The following is a 16,547-nucleotide window of genomic DNA, read 5'->3' on the forward strand; positions in this document are numbered from 1 at the left end:
ACAAGGAAAAACGTATGGAAATGTCACTTTATCAACACTACCTCAATATCCGGCAACAACACCCCGGTAAACCGCTACACGATATCGCGCTTATGATGAACGTCAGTGAAGCCGAGCTGTTGTATGCACGCGTGGGACAGGATGCGCAACGCCTGGATATCAGTGCCAGCATACTGTTAGCCGAATTAGAAAAAGTCGGTGTCACTAAAGCGATCACCTGCAACGATTATGCAATACATGAGCATTTGGGCGAGTATCAGAATTTGCGTTTACACGGCCACCTTGGTCTGGTACTCAACCCACGCGCACTGGATTTAAGGCTATTTTTCCGCCAATGGGGCAGCTTTTTTAGCCTGTGTGAAGAGACACCACAAGGCACACAACACAGTATTCACTGCTTTAATCTACAAGGTAAAGTGGTTCACCAAATCTACAGCACCGCTGACACCGACCTGCAAGCATGGCAACTGTTGGTGGAGAAATATCATTGTAAAAACAATGCACAACTGACATTACAACCCACAGATGAGGAATCAACTCACGATAAATTGATTGATACTACAGCCATAGATAATGCGGCCATAGAGAGCGAATGGCGCAAAATGAATGATATCCATCAGTTCTTTATGTTGCTAAAACGCAATAAAATCACCCGCAGGCAAGCCTTCCGCGCTGTCAGCGATGACCTGGCTTATCAGGTCGATAACCGGGCATTAAGGCAGATTCTCCATGCAGCGCAAACCGGTCAGAACGAAGTGATGATTTTTGTGGGCAACAACGGGTGTATGCAGATATTTACCGGAGTGATAGAACAACTCATTATTAATCAGGAAACACACACACATCCCCCTCAGTGGCTGAGTGTACTTAACTCGCGCTTTACTTTGCACCTACTCGAGAATGCCATTGCGGAGAGTTGGGTAACACGCAAACCGACACAAGACGGTTTTATCTCAAGTCTGGAACTGCTGGATACTCAAGGTAAACATATTCTACAATTATTCGGTCAACGCAGCGAAGGTCAGCCAGAACAGCACCAATGGCATCAGCAACTGGCCGAGTTGACCGCCATAGGTTCAATCGATGAATAAATGGTTAATGCTTATTGTATTTATTATTCCAATAAATAGCATGGCCAGCCAACGCATTATTACCCTCGGTAGCGATATATCTGAAATCACCTACGCATTAGGCGTAGGTGACAATATTGTGGCAAGGGACAGTGCCAGCCAGCATCCTGTCGAGCTGAAAACCTTGCCGGACGTGGGCTACTTGCGGCACCTCAACGCCGAAGGTATTCTCGCTTTACAACCAACCTTGGTGTTATGCCGTGCGCAGGCGTCATCGTCCATCGCGCTGAAACAACTCACTGATTATGGTGTCAACGTCATATTTATTCCTGCTGACACCTCACCGCAAACAGTGATTAATAAAATCCATTTGATTGCCACGGCCGTCAATAAGCCAGATAAAGGCCAACAGCTGATCAATGACTACCAGCAGCAACTGGCTTCAATCGTCTCCACGCCGTTGCCGGTAAAAGCCTTATTTATCATCAGTCATGCAGGATTACCACCACTGGCTGCGGGTAAAGGCACCGCCGCAGATACCTTATTTCGACTGTCAGGCTTGGACAACTCAATGCAGACATTCAGCGGCTATCGCCCGTTATCACAAGAAGGGATTATCGCCAGTGCCCCTGACCTGCTGATAGTCACGTCGCATAGCATTAAATCAGTGGGTGGCGTGGATAATATCTGGCGCTTACCGGGAGTAGTGCTTACACCGGCGGGTAAAAAACAAAGATTGTTGGTACTTGATGATCAGGCCTTATTGGGTTTTGGCCTGCAAACGCCTCAAGTGCTTAAACAGTTGCGAATTGCAGGAGAATCCAGCCGATAACAGAGCCACGGTTACCGGCTAGAATGGTCAGATGGTTAAACAAACTAACTGGAACACGAGATCTCCAGATGTTTTCCCCAGTCAGGCGGTAAGTCGGCGAGGGAATCAAACTCAGGTTGATCCGCAAAGGGTTGCTGTAAAGCCTGATGCAACCGCTGCAATGGCAGGATGTCATCCTTTTCTGCGTGATCAATAGCGAGCTGTGCCAAATAGTTACGCAATATATATTTCGGATTCACTGCTTTCATCGCTAACTGCCGCTGCGCATCGTCCACTGGCTCTTGCTGTAAACGCGTGCGATAGCGGCTAAACCAACTATCAAAGCCCGCCCTATCGATAAAATCATCCCGCAAAGGGGAGTGCGCTGAGTGCATTTCAACCTCACTCAACAAACGGAACGTGCGGGTATAATCCCGCCCTTCCTTAATCATCAAACTCAGTAACCCGGTCAGCACATCATTATCCTGGCTATCGCTTGCGAATAACCCCAGTTTAGCGCGCATTTGTTGACCGTATACGGCCATTAATTCAGGCTCATAGGCATCCAGCGCCAATTGTAATTGCGCCACCGACATTAAACCTGACAACGCCTGCCCCAATCGATGCAGATTCCACAATGCCACCGCCGGTTGATTATCAAAAGCATAACGCCCCTGATGATCAGAATGGTTGCATATATAACCGGGCACATAGTCATCAAGAAACCCGAATGGGCCATAGTCCATAGTGATGCCGAGAATCGACATATTATCGGTATTCATCACACCATGCGCAAAACCGACAGTCTGCCACTGAGCAATCAAGCGGGCAGTTCGCATTATCACATCGGTAAACCACAGCAGATAACGTTCCTGTTCCCCGACCAAATGGGGCCAATGACGTGCAATAACATAATCTGCCAATTGTTTTACTTGTTCCGGCTGCTGGCGATAGTAGAAGTGTTCGAAATGACCAAAGCGCACATGACTTTCGGCCACCCGTAGCAGCATAGCGCCACGCTCTGGCTGTTCGCGATAAACAGGATGTTCGCTGGTGACGATAGTCAATGCACGGCTGGTAGGGATACCTAAATGGTGCAATGCTTCTGAGGCTAAAAACTCTCGGACAACTGAACGTAATACGGCCCGCCCATCCCCCATGCGGGAATAAGGTGTTAATCCGGCACCTTTTAAATGCCAATCCATACTGCGACCATCACTGAGTTGCTGCTCTCCCAGCAAAATACCTCGCCCATCCCCCAATTGACCCGCCCACACACCAAACTGATGACCACTATACACCTGTGCCAGCGGCATCATCCCCGGCAACAGCGATTCACCTGCCCATACGGTGGATTTCGGCGCACTAAACCAACTGGCATCCAGTTCAAGTTCGTTTGCCAGCGCTTCACTGTGATAGAGCAAGCGCGCGCCTTTCAGCGGCGTAGGTTGCAGATGGGTATAAAAGCCTCTCAATTGCTGTTCGTAGCTGTTTTTAAAGTTAACATCATGGTTAAACTTAGGCCTGTTATCAGACTTAACATTTTTAGAACCAGACATCAGCGCAATGCCTCCGTTAACCAGTGGCTAACTTGTAACAATTCGGCCTGTGATTCAGGAAAATCATCACTCAATTGTTGGCAAACCGTATTAATGGTTTCTGGCCGATAAACCGCACCTTGCAATCTTCCTGCTAACGCCTCAAGAGGGGCTGGATTCAAGCTGTCAGTGAATATTTGGCAGCGATCAATCGCTCCGTGCAATACATCAAAATGTAGCTCAATCCCTCCCCAAATAAAGCGTGTATCGACTAAATGTGTAAACGCCGGAGCCTGACCAAAATTCCACTGCCAGCTACTCTGTTTGGCAAACTGCTCCGCGAAACTCGGAAGGTCAGGAAGTGCCTGTGGGGAGATAATTTCGGCAGGAACCTGCTCATGATAATAGTCAAAAAAAGCCTGTGTAATCGCGACACATACCTTCTCATGATCAATTCCAGGTAATATCTCCACCAGATTAGCCACTCGGGAACGAACCGAAGTAATGCCTTTGGCTTGTAACTTCTTAGGATCAGGGTTGAGGTAATCGGCTAATCGTTTAAGGTCAGCATTTAATAACAATGTACCGTGATGAAAACCACGATCTTTGGTTTCTTTATAAGCCGAACCCGAAACTTTGCGCTCATCATCGCCATTAATAACCATCAGGTCATTACGGCCAGAGGCGGTGGCCTGAATCCCGAGGGATGCCAACGCATTTAGAATAATTTGCGTTGAAACTGTTTTATCATATTCCGGTTTACCCGCCATAAAAGTAAAACAGGTATTCCCCAGATCATGGAATACCGCACCACCGCCACTGCTACGGCGAGCCAATTTCACACCATCTTGTTCCATCCGGCGCGTATTACACTCTTTCCACGGATTTTGGGCGCGACCAATAACCACGGTATCGGCATTACGCCACAGAAACAGTACCCGCTGATTTGCTGGCATCTGGCGAAAAATACATTCTTCTACTGCCAGATTAAACCAGGGATCATAGGAATCAGAAATGAGCAACCGAAGGGATGACATAAACGCGGCTCCGAACCAAATTAATCAGCCATTAAGATAGCATAACCTACCCTGATTTCTGCCGATGGAACCTATAGGTAATTATTTACCAAAACGAAAGACTATTAAATACGGCGTGCTTGCCAGTAAACACGCTTCCAGTAAACATTTTCAAGTGAAGAACGGATAACCCCTTTACTGGTAGATGCATGAATAAATTCATCATTTGCATCGTAAATACCAACATGCAATCCATTCTGGCCACTACCAGTTTTAAAGAAGATTAAATCACCCGGCATCAATTCATTGCGGGAAACTTTAGTCCCTAAGGCAGTTTGCGCTACAGTGGTACGCGGTAGCTGCATATCAAAACGATCGCGGAAAGTGCGGTAGACAAAGCCAGAACAATCGACACCGTGTTGATCCAACCCACCATTCCGATATGGCGTACCTTCCCATTGGCGAAGTTGTTCATTCAATTTTGCCACAACCACAATCGAGTCAGATAAATGCCCACTCGGTGTTGGAGCATGGCTGCTACAACCTGCAAGAATCATACTGACCAGAAAGATCCAGAAACGCATCCGCATCGATATTCCACCGTGGTAAGACTTAGCCAATCTATCTGGCTAACAAAAGACACCAGTACGGGTAATTTAGCTATCGAGTTTGGGAAAAACAAGTTATATGAATGAGATAATGAATTTAGCCACCTTTTATCGGTTTGGTATGTATCAGCCATATCCCCAACAGAATAAAACCTGCGCCCAGTGTTTTGAGTAGTGTCGCCGATTCATTGAACCACGGCAGTGACACCGCAGCCAAATAAACCAAAGCATAGCTGAGACTCAATAACGGATAGGCTCGATTAAGTGGCAAGTATCTCAGCGCAAAAAACCAGCACATCATAGATAATGCATAACCTGTCAGGCCGCATATTACCGCGAATAGCTGTAGCAGATGGTTTGCAAGAAAATAGCCATTAATATCAGCCAGTGATATTAATGGCATGTGCATCATGCCCCATTTCAGCATGAGCTGGGCTGCGGTTACCAACACCACACTGCCCATGCCCCACATATAGCCTTTCATAAGTGCCAACTCATTAGCAAGATACCAAACATGATGGCGACAATTCCCAGCCAATGGCGAGAGGTAACCTTTTCACCATAAAAGAACTGCGCTGCTAATGTCACCAAAACAAAGTTAAAACTCAGTATTGGATAGGCCACACTCAGGGGGAGATGCTGCAATAGACGCAGCCACAGCAACATCCCCACACCGAGTAACAGCACTGCGAGCGCCAACCACCGCAATGCTGATGCTAATCGATCTAAGTCGTGCCGCTCCCAACGTTGCGCTGCTTGCTTCTGGCATAACTGACCCGCGCAGGTCAATAAGCTGACTATGATCAATAGCAGGTAACTTGTCATGGCGTTTTTTGGTACCACAGCAGTGCCAAGCGATTCATCAGATTAACCTTATCAGCCGCCGGTAAATGAGCAGGGATGGCCTCATTGCGGGATAACTGCACGACTAATGAAACATCACCTTGCTGCCTTGCCTGGGCTAACCATTGCGCAAATTCAGCATCACCGATAAATTTATCCTGATGGTCAGCATAGGCCAACCCATACGTTAACTCACCTTTTTGGCTGAACATCATAATATCGCTGCGTTTAAGCTCCCATGCCAACCCTGCGGCGACACCCACACTGTCGGTAAGAACATACCGGCTGGTACTGAGTTCGCTCATATTACTTTGGATAAAATTTTGCGGTTGTTTAGAATCAATTATCTGCTGAGGGATCAGGTAGCCTACCAGCAAAATAAATAGCAGCGGACATGCGGCAGACCAGCGCCAAAGATGGGCGTTATTACGCAAGGTAATAAAACCTACAACGCCCCAGCCAGCAAAAGCAAGGGTTGCCAGAATAACTTTCTGATGCTCTTGCGGACCATAAGCGACCAGATGAGCGACCAGCCCCATACCAATAACCAAAACCGCCAACGCACAAACCGCACCAAAGACCAGATTTATCCATCCATTGATTTTCAGCGCCCGCATACGCATGTTGTTAGCACAATCAGTTGCATATGCAGCCATAAGCAAGGACAGCGGGGCCATACAAGGCAAAATATAAGTCGGTAACTTCCCTTTCGCTACGCTAAAAAACAGTAAAGGCATCAATACCCAACTGAGCAAAAAGAACAATTCTGGCCGCGTATTACGTTCGCGCCAGCCTTTGAATAAAGCGCCAGGTAATAAACCTAACCAAGGCAACACACCAAGGCACAATATGGGGAGGTAGTACCAAAATGGCGCTTTGTGTTGTGCATCTTTTTCGGCAAATCGCTGAATATGTTCAATCCAGAAGAAATAGTGCCAGAAATCAGGCTCACGTTGTGCAATTGCCAGCGCCCACGGCAAACTTAATAGGACTGCACTGATTATTGCTATTGGGCCAAAAACGAGCAGTTCTTTTACTCTTTTTTGTTGGATAACAATCGGCAATACGGCAATAACCGGAACAGCCAGAGCCAGAAAACCTTTGGTCATAAAGCCCATACCACAAGCGAGGCCCAACAAAATGTAGGCACCGACTTTCTGTTGCGTCGTCTTCGCGCGTGTAGTGAGATAGAAGCTTACCATAGCCGCCGCGAGCCACAGTGAAATCATAGGGTCTAGCACGGCATAAGTACCAATACCAAACACCAAAAACATGGAGAGATAGATAAAGGTTGCCAGTAAAGATGTCGAGCGATTGCGCCATAATAAAGTTGCCAACCAATAAACAAATACTGCGCTCATTGCGGCACTGAAAATAGAACCAAAACGCACGGCAAAGTTAGTATCGCCAAATAGCCACTGACTAATATTATTAAACCAATACCCCGCAATGGGTTTTTCAAAATAGCGAATGCCTAATAAATGCGGCACAATCCAATCGCCACGTTGCAACATCTCCCGGCTAATTTCTGCATAGCGAGTTTCGTCTGGTTGCCATAAGAGGCGACTATTTATGGGTAACAAATAAACTAAAGCGAAAAATAACGCCAGCAGAGCAGCCCCACTTCCTTTTAACAGCCTCATTCCATAACCTCAATATCAGACTGACACCCTAACCATCCCTCTCGCCCCGGGAAGGCAGCACGCACAACCTTCCCCACTGGCAATGAGTCCAACACTGGCGGTAATAATGAGCTTAGTGGGCAAAACTGGATACCCTGCTTTTTAGCCCGGAGCAAAAGCTGTTCAAACATTACCGCCTGAGACATCCCTTCAACCTCTGCATGAATGGTATAAACCGGCACACCACCGTCACGCAAAATAGCATCAAGAATAAAATCATTGAAATCTTCCACTCGAACTTCGCTACCGACCACTTCATCATAAGTGGGCAAAGTGACCGGTATTTGTACACTCCCCAAACTACCATCTGGCAGTTGTGGCCTAAAAGGGTGAGTCCCCCGGCAGTCACTGTTATAGCGGAAAGAAAACGCCTGTTTCACTGCCAGAACACGCCCATCAGCACGCCAACCCGCCACCGCAGAACATGTAACGGGTTGATTAATACTTTGCTTTAAAGCATCGATTCCCAGTTGAATCTGTTGTGTTAATTGCTGCTTCGACCACGACGCAACATTGGCCTGCCAGCCTTGGTGATCCCAGGCATGTAAACCAACCTCATGCCCAGCTTGAGCAGTAGTTTTCATTACCGAACCCAGATTCTGGGCAATTTTCTTCCCCGGCCAGGCTGTACCCGCCAACAAAATATCCCAGCCATACAGTGAGGCAGCATTAGAGCGCAGCATCTTCCATAGAAAACGCGGGCGGAAAAGACGCCACAAATGACGCCCCATATTATCCGGCCCAACACTGAAGAAAAAGCTGGCACTGACATTATGCTTTTCCAATACAGCAAGTAATGACGGCACCCCCTCTTTTGTTCCTCGATAGGTGTCTACATCAATCCTCAGGCCAACTTGCTTCATACGCGAGACTCATCCTTCATAGTTTCGTTTTGTTCAAGCACGGCACCACGCAGGAAAAAGTCCAATGTTTCAGTGACAGTTTGCTGCATGGCAATTTCGGGTTGCCAATGCAGAATACGGCGCGCATTGCTAATACTTGGCGTGCGATACTCAACATCCTGATAGCCTTTACCGTAATATGCACTACTTTCAATATCTTTAAAGCCAGCGAATGGCGGGAAATGATCGCGTAATTCGTGTTTCTCAAAGCTGCTCAGTAACATTTCGGCCAATTCACGAATACTGGCTTCATTAGTTGGGTTACCAATATTAATGATCTCCCCATCACAGCAGCCATCACGATTCTCAATAATGCGGAATAATGCCTCAATGCCATCGTGAATATCGGTAAAGCAACGTTTTTGTGCGCCGCCGTCCACTAATTTTATTGGTGAACCGTCAACCAAATTGAGAATAAGTTGTGTGATGGCGCGAGAACTACCAATGCGCGCAGCATCAAGGTTATCCAAACGTGGCCCCATCCAGTTAAATGGACGGAACAACGTGAACTTCAGCCCCTCTTTAGCACCGTAAGCCCAGATAACACGGTCCAGCAATTGTTTTGATACTGAATAAATCCAGCGCTGTTTATTGATCGGGCCAACAATCAAGCGTGATGTGTCTTCATCAAACTCTTTGTCATCACACATGCCGTAGACTTCAGATGTTGACGGGAAAACAATACGTTTATTGTATTTAACGCAATCACGCACAATCTTCAGATTCTCTTCGAAATCCAATTCAAAAACGCGTAGTGGGTTACGGGTATATTCAATTGGAGTAGCAATCGCTACCAATGGTAAGATTACGTCACACTTTTTAATGTGGTACTCAATCCATTCCGAATGGATGCTGATATCCCCCTCCACAAAATGGAAATAAGGGTTATCGAGGAAGCGGCTAATCGCATCAGAACCAATATCCAGGCCATAAACTTCATAGCGGTCATCGCGTAACAGACGCTCAGTTAAGTGATTGCCGATAAAGCCATTAACACCAAGAATCAGTACTCGTGTACGCCTCTTGAGTATTTTGCTCGGCTTATTACCCAAACGCACATCGGTAACGATACCCATCTCTTGCGCCAGTCGGTTACCCTGAACATATAAGTCAGCATCACCTTGCCCCGCAATAATCTCCAATGCACCTTCACCACATGCCACGGTTAATGGCAAGATAGAGAGCACCGTACCAGGCAATTTACCGTGTTCCATATTCAGCGGTCGTGAACGCCAGATGGTCAGTTTACGCTGCCCTAAGTAACTGAAAGCACCAGGATAAGGCTCTGTTACTGCGCGTACCAGATTGTTAATTGCGGATGCAGACTTATGCCAATGAATTTCGCCATCCGCCGCAGTACGACGGCCAAAATAACTGGCATCGGCTTCTTTTTGTGGCGTTAAACGCAGTGACTTACCTTTCATTTCAGGCAGTAAATCAACTAATAACTCTTTAGCTGCGTCTCGCACTTTTGCATGTAAAGTCAATGCAGTATCAGTAGGACTGATAGCCACTTTATGTTGCCCTACAATCGACCCGGCATCAGCTTTGCGTACCATTTGGTGCAACGTAACACCGGTTTCAGTCTCGCCATTAACCAAAGCCCAGTTAATGGGCGCACGCCCACGATACTTTGGCAATAAAGAGCCATGTAAATTAAACCCGCCTTGTGGTGCGAGTGATAATATCTCGTCACTCAGCATATTGCGGTAATAGAAAGAAAAAATAATATCCGGCTGTAATTGGCGAATACGCTCAACCCATAAAGGATGATTCACATCCTCCGGTGCATGGACAGGCAGTTCAAGATCAGCGGCAACTCGGGCAACAGAAGAGAAAAAACGATTCTCACCGGGAGCGTCAGTATGAGTAAATACGGCCTGAATATCGTAACCTGCTTCAACTAATGCTTTCAAACCTACGCAGCCAATATCGTGATAGGCAAATACAATCGCTTTCATTTTTCTGTTTCCTGATTATCTTCGGTTGGTTCGGCACCAACAACTTTCTGTACAAAATAGCGTGGGCGTGCGCGCACATCGTTATAGATACGGCCGATGTATTCGCCGAGTAACCCCATACCAACAAATTGAGCACCGATGAACATGAACAACACAGCAAATAGCGTAAACACACCACCGCCAGCCCATTCGGGGCCAAAAACTAACCGTAACACCACCAGCAACACAGCAAGCGTAAAACCAGAAAGTGCGATAACACTGCCAACCAGACTTAACAATCGCAGTGGGGTGGTTGTCAGGCAGGTAACCAGGTCATACATGAGATTGATGAGCTTCATCAGGCTGTATTTTGAGTCGCCAAATTCTCGCTCGGCATGATGGACGGTAATCTCGGTGGTGCGTCGGGCAAATGTGTTCGCAAGGATAGGAATAAAGGTGCTACGTTCGTGACAGTGTAACATTGCATCCACAATATGACGGCGATAAGCCCGTAACATGCAGCCATAGTCACCCATTGACTTCCCGGTAGCCCGCTGAATCATCATATTAATCATGCGTGATGCAGTTTTACGGAATAACGAATCTTGCCGGTTTGCCCGCACAGTACCGACGACGTCGTACCCCTCTTCTGCCACATTAACCAGACGTGGGATCTCTTCAGGTGGGTTTTGCAAATCAGCGTCAAGTGTAATGACTAAATCACCACTCACCTGATTAAAACCCGCCATAATTGCAGAGTGTTGGCCGTAATTACGATTGAGTAAAACAGCAATAATACAACTACCCGGTTCATTCGCCGCTGCCGTCAACAACTCGGCTGAATTATCACTACTTCCATCATCAACCAGAATAATTTCATAAGGTTGAGTGAGTAACTTACAAGCTGCTGAGGTTCTCTCTATCAATACCTGCAAGCTCTCTTGTTCGTTATAAACAGGGATAACAATTGAGACTTTCTTAATGCGTTCATTTTGTGACACGGTGTGGCCCTATAATAGTTGCCAATGCCTCAACCACCCGATCGACATCACTGTCTAACATATCGGGGAAAAGCGGTAATGTGCATAGTCTGGCTGAATTCCACTCGGTATTCGGCAGATGTAAATATGGGTAACGTTCTCGATAGTATTTTTGCGTATGTGCCGCACGAAAATGCAGCCCCGTACCAATCCCAACCTCTTTGAGGCGGGCCATTAGCGTATCGCGGCTAATACCGCAGCGCTCTTCATCAACACGCACCATAAAAAGATGCCATGCATGTAGGTGCGGGTAATCAGGAACACCTAACGGCTGTAACGGAGAGCCGGCCAATGCCTGGTGATAGCGGGCTACCAACGCCTGCCGGCGCGCATTAATTTCAGGGAGCCGCTGGAGCTGAATGACCGCGATGGCTGCGTGGATATCAGACAAATTGTATTTATAGCCCGGTTCCACAACTTCAGCTTGTGGGCTACGCCCTTGGATTTGTCGATCAAATGCATCCACCGCTAAACCGTGAAATTTAAGCCGGCGCAGTTTAGTTGCTAATTCATCATCGTCAGTGGCTATCAAGCCACCTTCCGCGCAAGTGATGTTTTTAATTGCGTGGAATGAGAAAATTGCCGTTCCCTTCTCGCCAATCCACTGCTCCCCATAACGTGTACCGACCGCATGGGCTGCATCTTCAATGAGAGGAATTCCGTGCTGTTGCGCTATTGAACGTAAGGCATCAAGGCAGCAAGGTGCACCCGCATAATGAACCGGAATAATCGCTTTGGTTTTCGATGTAATTGCCGCTTCAACCCCGGCTGCGCTGACCATTAACGTATCGCAGTCGACATCAACCATGACCGGTTCAGCCCCCAGCAACACAATCATATTTAGCGTGGAAACCCAGGTCTGAGACGGAGTAATCACCTCATCACCAGGGCCAATCCCCAATGCCATCAAGGTGATGTGCATTCCCGCCGTCGCAGAACAAACCGCAATGGCATGTTTGCAGCCGAAAGCCCGGCAAAAATCAGCCTCTAATTGCTGATTTTGTGGCCCCGTAGTAATCCAACCGGAACCGAGTACATTAACAACAGCACTTATTTCCTCCGTACCGATTGCCGGACGAGAAAATGGTAAAAAATTCTGCATTGATAAATCCCTTAGGACAACTTAGCTATCGGCAACTATATGCCCACATAAGTTAACGAAAACTAAACGCCAATCAGATAGGCGCGTGATCAGTTATAACGAACAATAGTCCGTTAACCTTAAATCAACCTTAAGGAAATATATTTATTGTTAGGATATTCAGTGCCTAAATATTTGTAGTAATCAGAGCAATCTATTTTATAGACCGATTTAATTACAGTGCAGAATAGGTGGGCTATTATCTTTTGAACGTAAAGGAAATGGCTAAAATAGTGTATTACGCTAACGAATACCGATATAAAATACCAACCGCGACTGATGAGTTATGCGAATAATGTCGGCGTCATGCGCTTTTTGTGATGATCCAATGTTGCTGATTAAAGCTATGTATCTGAAAATCAACCTCAAATACGCGGGAAAGCCGATTGGCCTGCATGACTTGTTGAGTCTCTCCCTGCGCCAGCACAGTCCCTTGCGACATCAACCACACCTGGGAAGCATGTTGCAAGGTATGGTTAAGGTCATGAGCACTGATTATCGCACTGCGCCCGGCCCGGCAGAACTCACTTAGCAAACCATCTAAAGCCACTTTCTGCGCCACATCCAACCCCGTATAGGGTTCATCGAGCAGTAACAGTTTACTGTCAGGATTAATATCAGGCCAAACTTGTAAAAATATGGCGGCAAGCCTGACACGCTGCCATTCTCCCCCTGAAAGGTGTGATAGTAATTGTGGCAACTTATCTGTCAGACGGAGTTTCTTACACAAATAGCCAATCGCCGACGCGACAGCTTCGGCCGTCGCACCCTCAGGTTGGTGCAGAGAAAGGTATTGGAATACCGGCATCATCGTTAACGCAGGCTGCTGTTGGCATAAATAAGCACGCTGCCTGGCTAATTCGCGGCCTGAATAATATGGCATGGGATGACCTGCCAACAAAATATCCCCATCGGCGGGTAACAATCCCGCCAGCGCCATTAGTAGTGTACTTTTCCCCGCGCCATTCGGCCCGATTAAATGAATTTGCAACCCAGCCGCCACCTGCGATGAGAACGGCGCAAGACGATTTTCTATACTGATATTACTAAGTTGCAATAGCATCGAATTAAGCTCTTCGTCGGTAAACTAATGGCGAGCCACAGCCTGATTAATTGCCTTAATTAAAATAGGATCTTCTGGCGTCATGTCTGGAGCGAAACGGTCGAGCACCACACCATCACGGCTAATTAAGAACTTTTCAAAATTCCACAGAATATCACCCTGCTGTTTTGGTTCACGGCCTTTACTCGCCAGGCGTTGGTAAAACTCACTTCCTTCCGGTTTTACTGCAACAGATTTAGCCGCAATCAAATGCTTATATAAAGGATGACGCTGGGAACCATTGACCTCGATTTTGCTAAACATAGGGAATTCCACCCCAAACGTTCCACGGCAGAATACGTGAATTTCCTCATCACTGCCCGGCTCTTGGCCAGCAAATTCATTGCTTGGGAAGCCTAATACTTCAAAACCCTGCTGCTGATAGGTTTTATACAGTTTTTCCAGCCCTTCATACTGCTTGGTCAGGCCACATTGAGAAGCCACATTCACCACCAGCAATACCGAGCCTTTATACTTTTCCAGTAGAACAGATTGATGATCAATGGATTGCAGCGGGATAGCATAAATTGGATTACTCATCAGGAGAGCCTCTTATTCAGCGAATGTAAACAGGTGAAATCATAAAGATATTGATAGCGATAAGACGGATCACTCTACACTTTTCACCCGAGTCAGCAACCAAATAAACAGCGGCGCACCTAATGTCGCGGTAACCACACCAATCGGTAACTCGGCTGAAAAGAGGGCAATCCGTGCCACAACATCGGCCAATAGCAATATTCCCCCCCCCGCCAAGGCGCAACCGGCTAATAAGCGGCGTTGATCGGTTAAACCGGTTAATCGCAGTATATGGGGGATAACCAGACCAATAAAACTGATCACCCCAGCCAACGCCACACTGATTCCAACCAGCAAACCAATAGCCAGCACTAATAGGTTACGCCATAGATGAAGTGATATTCCCAGTTGCCTGGCTTGCTGTTCACCTAATGACATGAAATTAAGCGCCCGCCCCTGACAACAGAGCCATACAACGACAGGTAGCAACACAAACACCATTCCTTGCTGCCGCCAGTCAACACCGCTAAATCCCCCCATCATCCAATACATTAATTGCCGCAAATCCAGGCTGGTGCTGAAATAAACCGCCCACGTCATAATAGCACTACAGACAATACCTAAAGCGACACCGACCAAGAGTAAACGGGCATTGGTGAGCATACGGCGGCGAGCAAAACTGAGCAGTAAAAAGGTCATGAATAATGCCCCCGCAATAGCGCAGGCACTTAAAAACCACACCGGCAGCAATCCATGCCCCAACAATACAGCCATAACCAGCGCGACCCCCGCGCCATTCGCCACCCCTAATAAGCCGGGTTCTGCTAATGGGTTCTCAAACAATGCCTGCATCACGGCACCAGAGACGGCAAGGCTGGCACCAACCATAATCACAGCCATTGCCCTTGGCAAACGCAGTTGCCATACGAATAACTTCCCCTGCTCGCTGAACCACTGCATTGGCCAAAGCCAGACATCGCCGGCACACAGACTGATCACCAACGCCATGAATAGCATGGCAGCCAAACCGCCAAGATAGCGATGATCACGGTGTTGTTGATGTTGCTGAAGTGCGGTAAATAACTGACTTGTCTGCATTACATCCTCGGTCAATACCTCAGGCGTCGCTTGGCCTGACAGATAAACATGGCGGCTTTAATCCCCATCGCAGGCACAGATAGTAAGGGGTTAAGGCGATCAGGGGAAGTTTTGCATTGAAAATGCATATTTTATTGGGGCGACGACCCGCTTGGTTTAGCGTTCTACCACTCAACCATGCCAATTAATCTGTCGCAGGCAGACTTTTTTGTTTGATTCAGGATTTCTTCTAATGGATTGCTAACCTATTAATCATTACAATCAGTTAAGTGTTAAAACCACTGTGCTAAAGTTAGCATATTAAAAATGAAATAAAATCAGTACAACTTGTGAGGTCACACAATGATGTGCCTTGCTGAAACCTCTCAGCAAATTCAGTGCGCTGATTATTGCGGTCTTTGAAATTTAGAAGGATTACACATTATGTCAAACATGGTTTTTTGCCGTGGGTGCGGTAAAGAAATACATGAATCAGCAAAAGCTTGCCCAAGTTGCGGTGCAACTCAAAAAGTTACGGGTGAGAGAAATCGTATGGTTGCGGCTCTTCTGGCGTTTTTTCTGGGTGGATTCGGCGCGCACAAATTTTATTTGGGTAAGATTGGACAGGGATTCTTATATCTCATTTTTTGCTGGACATTCATTCCATCAATTATCGCCTTCATTGAATTTATTATTTATCTTTGCAATTCCGATGAAGAGTTTGCCCGAAAATACGGTTAACTGAAATGGGGCGATAAGAGACAGCCAACTGTATAAACCCCGCAATCTGGGGTTTTTCTTGGCGCGGCCAATGCGCACTCACGATTAGAGTATGGGAAAAGCGCGGCAAGACCTTAAGTTGTAGTCAATAGCAAGTGTCGTGAAAACAAAGTTATCATACTTCAATTAATTACAGACAAGAAAAAGGCCGCTTGCGCGGCCTTTTGTTTTGGATAGTACTCACTCTTTGGGAGTGGCCGTCTCTACCCGGCTTTTTAGCTTTTGTCCTGGACGGAAAGTCACCACACGGCGCGCCGTAATAGGAATGTCCTCACCCGTCTTCGGATTACGGCCCGGACGTTGGTTCTTGTCTCGCAGATCAAAATTGCCAAAGCCAGACAGTTTGACCTGTTCGCCATTCTCTAAAGCACGACGTACCTCTTCAAAGAATAACTCCACCAGATCTTTGGCATCTCGTTTGCTAAGCCCTAGCTTTTCAAACAGATGTTCTGACATTTCAGCTTTAGTAAGCGCCATA

At 46.9% G+C, this 16,547-nt stretch carries 17 protein-coding genes; 3 read left to right on the top strand and 14 right to left on the bottom strand.

What is annotated here, in order from left to right; all coding sequences use genetic code 11:
- Positions 1 to 14: 14 nt before the first annotated feature.
- Together YALDO0001_RS04395 and YALDO0001_RS04400 are read left to right on the top strand one after the other, a co-directional pair.
- Entirely contained in the window at positions 15 to 1,091 is a 1,077-nt protein-coding gene (locus YALDO0001_RS04395; protein WP_004700285.1) for a hemin-degrading factor, read from the top strand.
- Positions 1,084 to 1,902, top strand: a complete 819-nt coding sequence (locus tag YALDO0001_RS04400; protein WP_042839402.1) for a heme/hemin ABC transporter substrate-binding protein — start codon at positions 1,084 to 1,086, stop codon at positions 1,900 to 1,902. The genes YALDO0001_RS04395 and YALDO0001_RS04400 overlap by 8 nt, the downstream gene beginning before the upstream one ends.
- Before the next feature lie 44 nt (positions 1,903 to 1,946).
- On the opposite strand, the gene YALDO0001_RS04405 is transcribed toward YALDO0001_RS04400, so the two are convergent.
- The 13 genes from YALDO0001_RS04405 to btuC form a co-directional block, all read right to left on the bottom strand.
- The gene (locus YALDO0001_RS04405; RefSeq protein ID WP_004700289.1) at positions 1,947 to 3,440 is read right to left on the bottom strand and encodes a protein adenylyltransferase SelO; all 1,494 of its coding nucleotides are present in this window, start codon (positions 3,438 to 3,440) and stop codon (positions 1,947 to 1,949) included.
- Positions 3,440 to 4,456, bottom strand: coding sequence for a lipoate--protein ligase (gene lplA, locus YALDO0001_RS04410; RefSeq protein ID WP_042839403.1), 1,017 nt, complete (start codon positions 4,454 to 4,456; stop codon positions 3,440 to 3,442). Before lplA ends, YALDO0001_RS04405 begins: the two co-directional genes overlap by 1 nt.
- A gap of 104 nt (positions 4,457 to 4,560) precedes the next feature.
- Positions 4,561 to 5,025: an NlpC/P60 family protein gene (locus tag YALDO0001_RS04415; RefSeq protein WP_004700290.1), complete on the bottom strand. Its 465-nt coding sequence runs from the start codon at positions 5,023 to 5,025 to the stop codon at positions 4,561 to 4,563.
- A gap of 115 nt (positions 5,026 to 5,140) precedes the next feature.
- Positions 5,141 to 5,527 carry a 4-amino-4-deoxy-L-arabinose-phosphoundecaprenol flippase subunit ArnF gene (gene arnF, locus YALDO0001_RS04420; protein WP_042545765.1) on the bottom strand — a complete coding sequence of 129 codons (387 nt, stop codon included), beginning with the start codon at positions 5,525 to 5,527 and terminating at the stop codon, positions 5,141 to 5,143.
- Complete coding sequence (gene arnE, locus YALDO0001_RS04425; protein WP_042545764.1) at positions 5,524 to 5,868, bottom strand: 4-amino-4-deoxy-L-arabinose-phosphoundecaprenol flippase subunit ArnE; 345 nt, start codon at positions 5,866 to 5,868, stop codon at positions 5,524 to 5,526. The genes arnF and arnE overlap by 4 nt, the downstream gene beginning before the upstream one ends.
- Positions 5,865 to 7,529, bottom strand: coding sequence for a lipid IV(A) 4-amino-4-deoxy-L-arabinosyltransferase (arnT, locus tag YALDO0001_RS04430; protein WP_042839404.1), 1,665 nt, complete (start codon positions 7,527 to 7,529; stop codon positions 5,865 to 5,867). The genes arnE and arnT overlap by 4 nt, the downstream gene beginning before the upstream one ends.
- Positions 7,526 to 8,431, bottom strand: coding sequence for a 4-deoxy-4-formamido-L-arabinose-phosphoundecaprenol deformylase (arnD, locus tag YALDO0001_RS04435; RefSeq protein ID WP_042839405.1), 906 nt, complete (start codon positions 8,429 to 8,431; stop codon positions 7,526 to 7,528). The genes arnT and arnD overlap by 4 nt, the downstream gene beginning before the upstream one ends.
- Positions 8,428 to 10,431 (bottom strand): bifunctional UDP-4-amino-4-deoxy-L-arabinose formyltransferase/UDP-glucuronic acid oxidase ArnA, encoded by a 2,004-nt coding sequence (arnA, locus tag YALDO0001_RS04440; RefSeq protein WP_042839406.1) that lies wholly within the window; start codon positions 10,429 to 10,431, stop codon positions 8,428 to 8,430. The genes arnD and arnA overlap by 4 nt, the downstream gene beginning before the upstream one ends.
- Entirely contained in the window at positions 10,428 to 11,411 is a 984-nt protein-coding gene (gene arnC / locus YALDO0001_RS04445; RefSeq protein ID WP_042545760.1) for an undecaprenyl-phosphate 4-deoxy-4-formamido-L-arabinose transferase, read from the bottom strand. Before arnC ends, arnA begins: the two co-directional genes overlap by 4 nt.
- Entirely contained in the window at positions 11,398 to 12,552 is a 1,155-nt protein-coding gene (arnB, locus tag YALDO0001_RS04450) for a UDP-4-amino-4-deoxy-L-arabinose aminotransferase (protein ID WP_004700305.1), read from the bottom strand. Before arnB ends, arnC begins: the two co-directional genes overlap by 14 nt.
- Before the next feature lie 343 nt (positions 12,553 to 12,895).
- Positions 12,896 to 13,654, bottom strand: coding sequence for a vitamin B12 ABC transporter ATP-binding protein BtuD (btuD, locus tag YALDO0001_RS04455; protein WP_004700307.1), 759 nt, complete (start codon positions 13,652 to 13,654; stop codon positions 12,896 to 12,898).
- A gap of 24 nt (positions 13,655 to 13,678) precedes the next feature.
- The gene (locus tag YALDO0001_RS04460) at positions 13,679 to 14,233 is read right to left on the bottom strand and encodes a glutathione peroxidase (RefSeq protein WP_004700310.1); all 555 of its coding nucleotides are present in this window, start codon (positions 14,231 to 14,233) and stop codon (positions 13,679 to 13,681) included.
- 69 nt (positions 14,234 to 14,302) lie between these two features.
- Positions 14,303 to 15,310 (bottom strand): vitamin B12 ABC transporter permease BtuC, encoded by a 1,008-nt coding sequence (btuC, locus tag YALDO0001_RS04465; protein ID WP_004700311.1) that lies wholly within the window; start codon positions 15,308 to 15,310, stop codon positions 14,303 to 14,305.
- A 423-nt stretch (positions 15,311 to 15,733) separates the two neighbouring features.
- Between btuC and YALDO0001_RS04470 the strand changes: the two genes are divergently transcribed.
- Complete coding sequence (locus tag YALDO0001_RS04470) at positions 15,734 to 16,030, top strand: TM2 domain-containing protein (protein ID WP_042839407.1); 297 nt, start codon at positions 15,734 to 15,736, stop codon at positions 16,028 to 16,030.
- Between the two features lie 219 nt (positions 16,031 to 16,249).
- Here YALDO0001_RS04470 and ihfA read toward each other — a convergent pair whose 3' ends face one another.
- Positions 16,250 to 16,546, bottom strand: coding sequence for an integration host factor subunit alpha (ihfA, locus tag YALDO0001_RS04475; RefSeq protein WP_004700314.1), 297 nt, complete (start codon positions 16,544 to 16,546; stop codon positions 16,250 to 16,252).
- Position 16,547: the final 1 nt, after the last annotated feature.

It is taken from the genome of Yersinia aldovae ATCC 35236 (assembly GCF_000173735.1).
Taxonomy (GTDB): Bacteria; Pseudomonadota; Gammaproteobacteria; order Enterobacterales; family Enterobacteriaceae; genus Yersinia; species Yersinia aldovae.

Bases quoted from the DNA above. Each gene is read 5' to 3' on its own strand.
- YALDO0001_RS04395 (WP_004700285.1), top strand. From the start codon at position 15: ATGGAAATGTCACTTTATCAACACTACCTCAATATCCGGCAACAACAC.
- YALDO0001_RS04400 (WP_042839402.1), top strand. From the start codon at position 1,084: ATGAATAAATGGTTAATGCTTATTGTATTTATTATTCCAATAAATAGC.
- YALDO0001_RS04405 (WP_004700289.1), bottom strand. From the start codon at position 3,440: ATGTCTGGTTCTAAAAATGTTAAGTCTGATAACAGGCCTAAGTTTAAC.
- lplA (WP_042839403.1), bottom strand. From the start codon at position 4,456: ATGTCATCCCTTCGGTTGCTCATTTCTGATTCCTATGATCCCTGGTTT.
- YALDO0001_RS04415 (WP_004700290.1), bottom strand. From the start codon at position 5,025: ATGCGGATGCGTTTCTGGATCTTTCTGGTCAGTATGATTCTTGCAGGT.
- arnF (WP_042545765.1), bottom strand. From the start codon at position 5,527: ATGAAAGGCTATATGTGGGGCATGGGCAGTGTGGTGTTGGTAACCGCA.
- arnE (WP_042545764.1), bottom strand. From the start codon at position 5,868: ATGACAAGTTACCTGCTATTGATCATAGTCAGCTTATTGACCTGCGCG.
- arnT (WP_042839404.1), bottom strand. From the start codon at position 7,529: ATGAGGCTGTTAAAAGGAAGTGGGGCTGCTCTGCTGGCGTTATTTTTC.
- arnD (WP_042839405.1), bottom strand. From the start codon at position 8,431: ATGAAGCAAGTTGGCCTGAGGATTGATGTAGACACCTATCGAGGAACA.
- arnA (WP_042839406.1), bottom strand. From the start codon at position 10,431: ATGAAAGCGATTGTATTTGCCTATCACGATATTGGCTGCGTAGGTTTG.
- arnB (WP_004700305.1), bottom strand. From the start codon at position 12,552: ATGCAGAATTTTTTACCATTTTCTCGTCCGGCAATCGGTACGGAGGAA.
- btuD (WP_004700307.1), bottom strand. From the start codon at position 13,654: ATGCTATTGCAACTTAGTAATATCAGTATAGAAAATCGTCTTGCGCCG.
- YALDO0001_RS04460 (WP_004700310.1), bottom strand. From the start codon at position 14,233: ATGAGTAATCCAATTTATGCTATCCCGCTGCAATCCATTGATCATCAA.
- btuC (WP_004700311.1), bottom strand. From the start codon at position 15,310: ATGCAGACAAGTCAGTTATTTACCGCACTTCAGCAACATCAACAACAC.
- YALDO0001_RS04470 (WP_042839407.1), top strand. From the start codon at position 15,734: ATGTCAAACATGGTTTTTTGCCGTGGGTGCGGTAAAGAAATACATGAA.
- ihfA (WP_004700314.1), bottom strand. From the start codon at position 16,546: ATGGCGCTTACTAAAGCTGAAATGTCAGAACATCTGTTTGAAAAGCTA.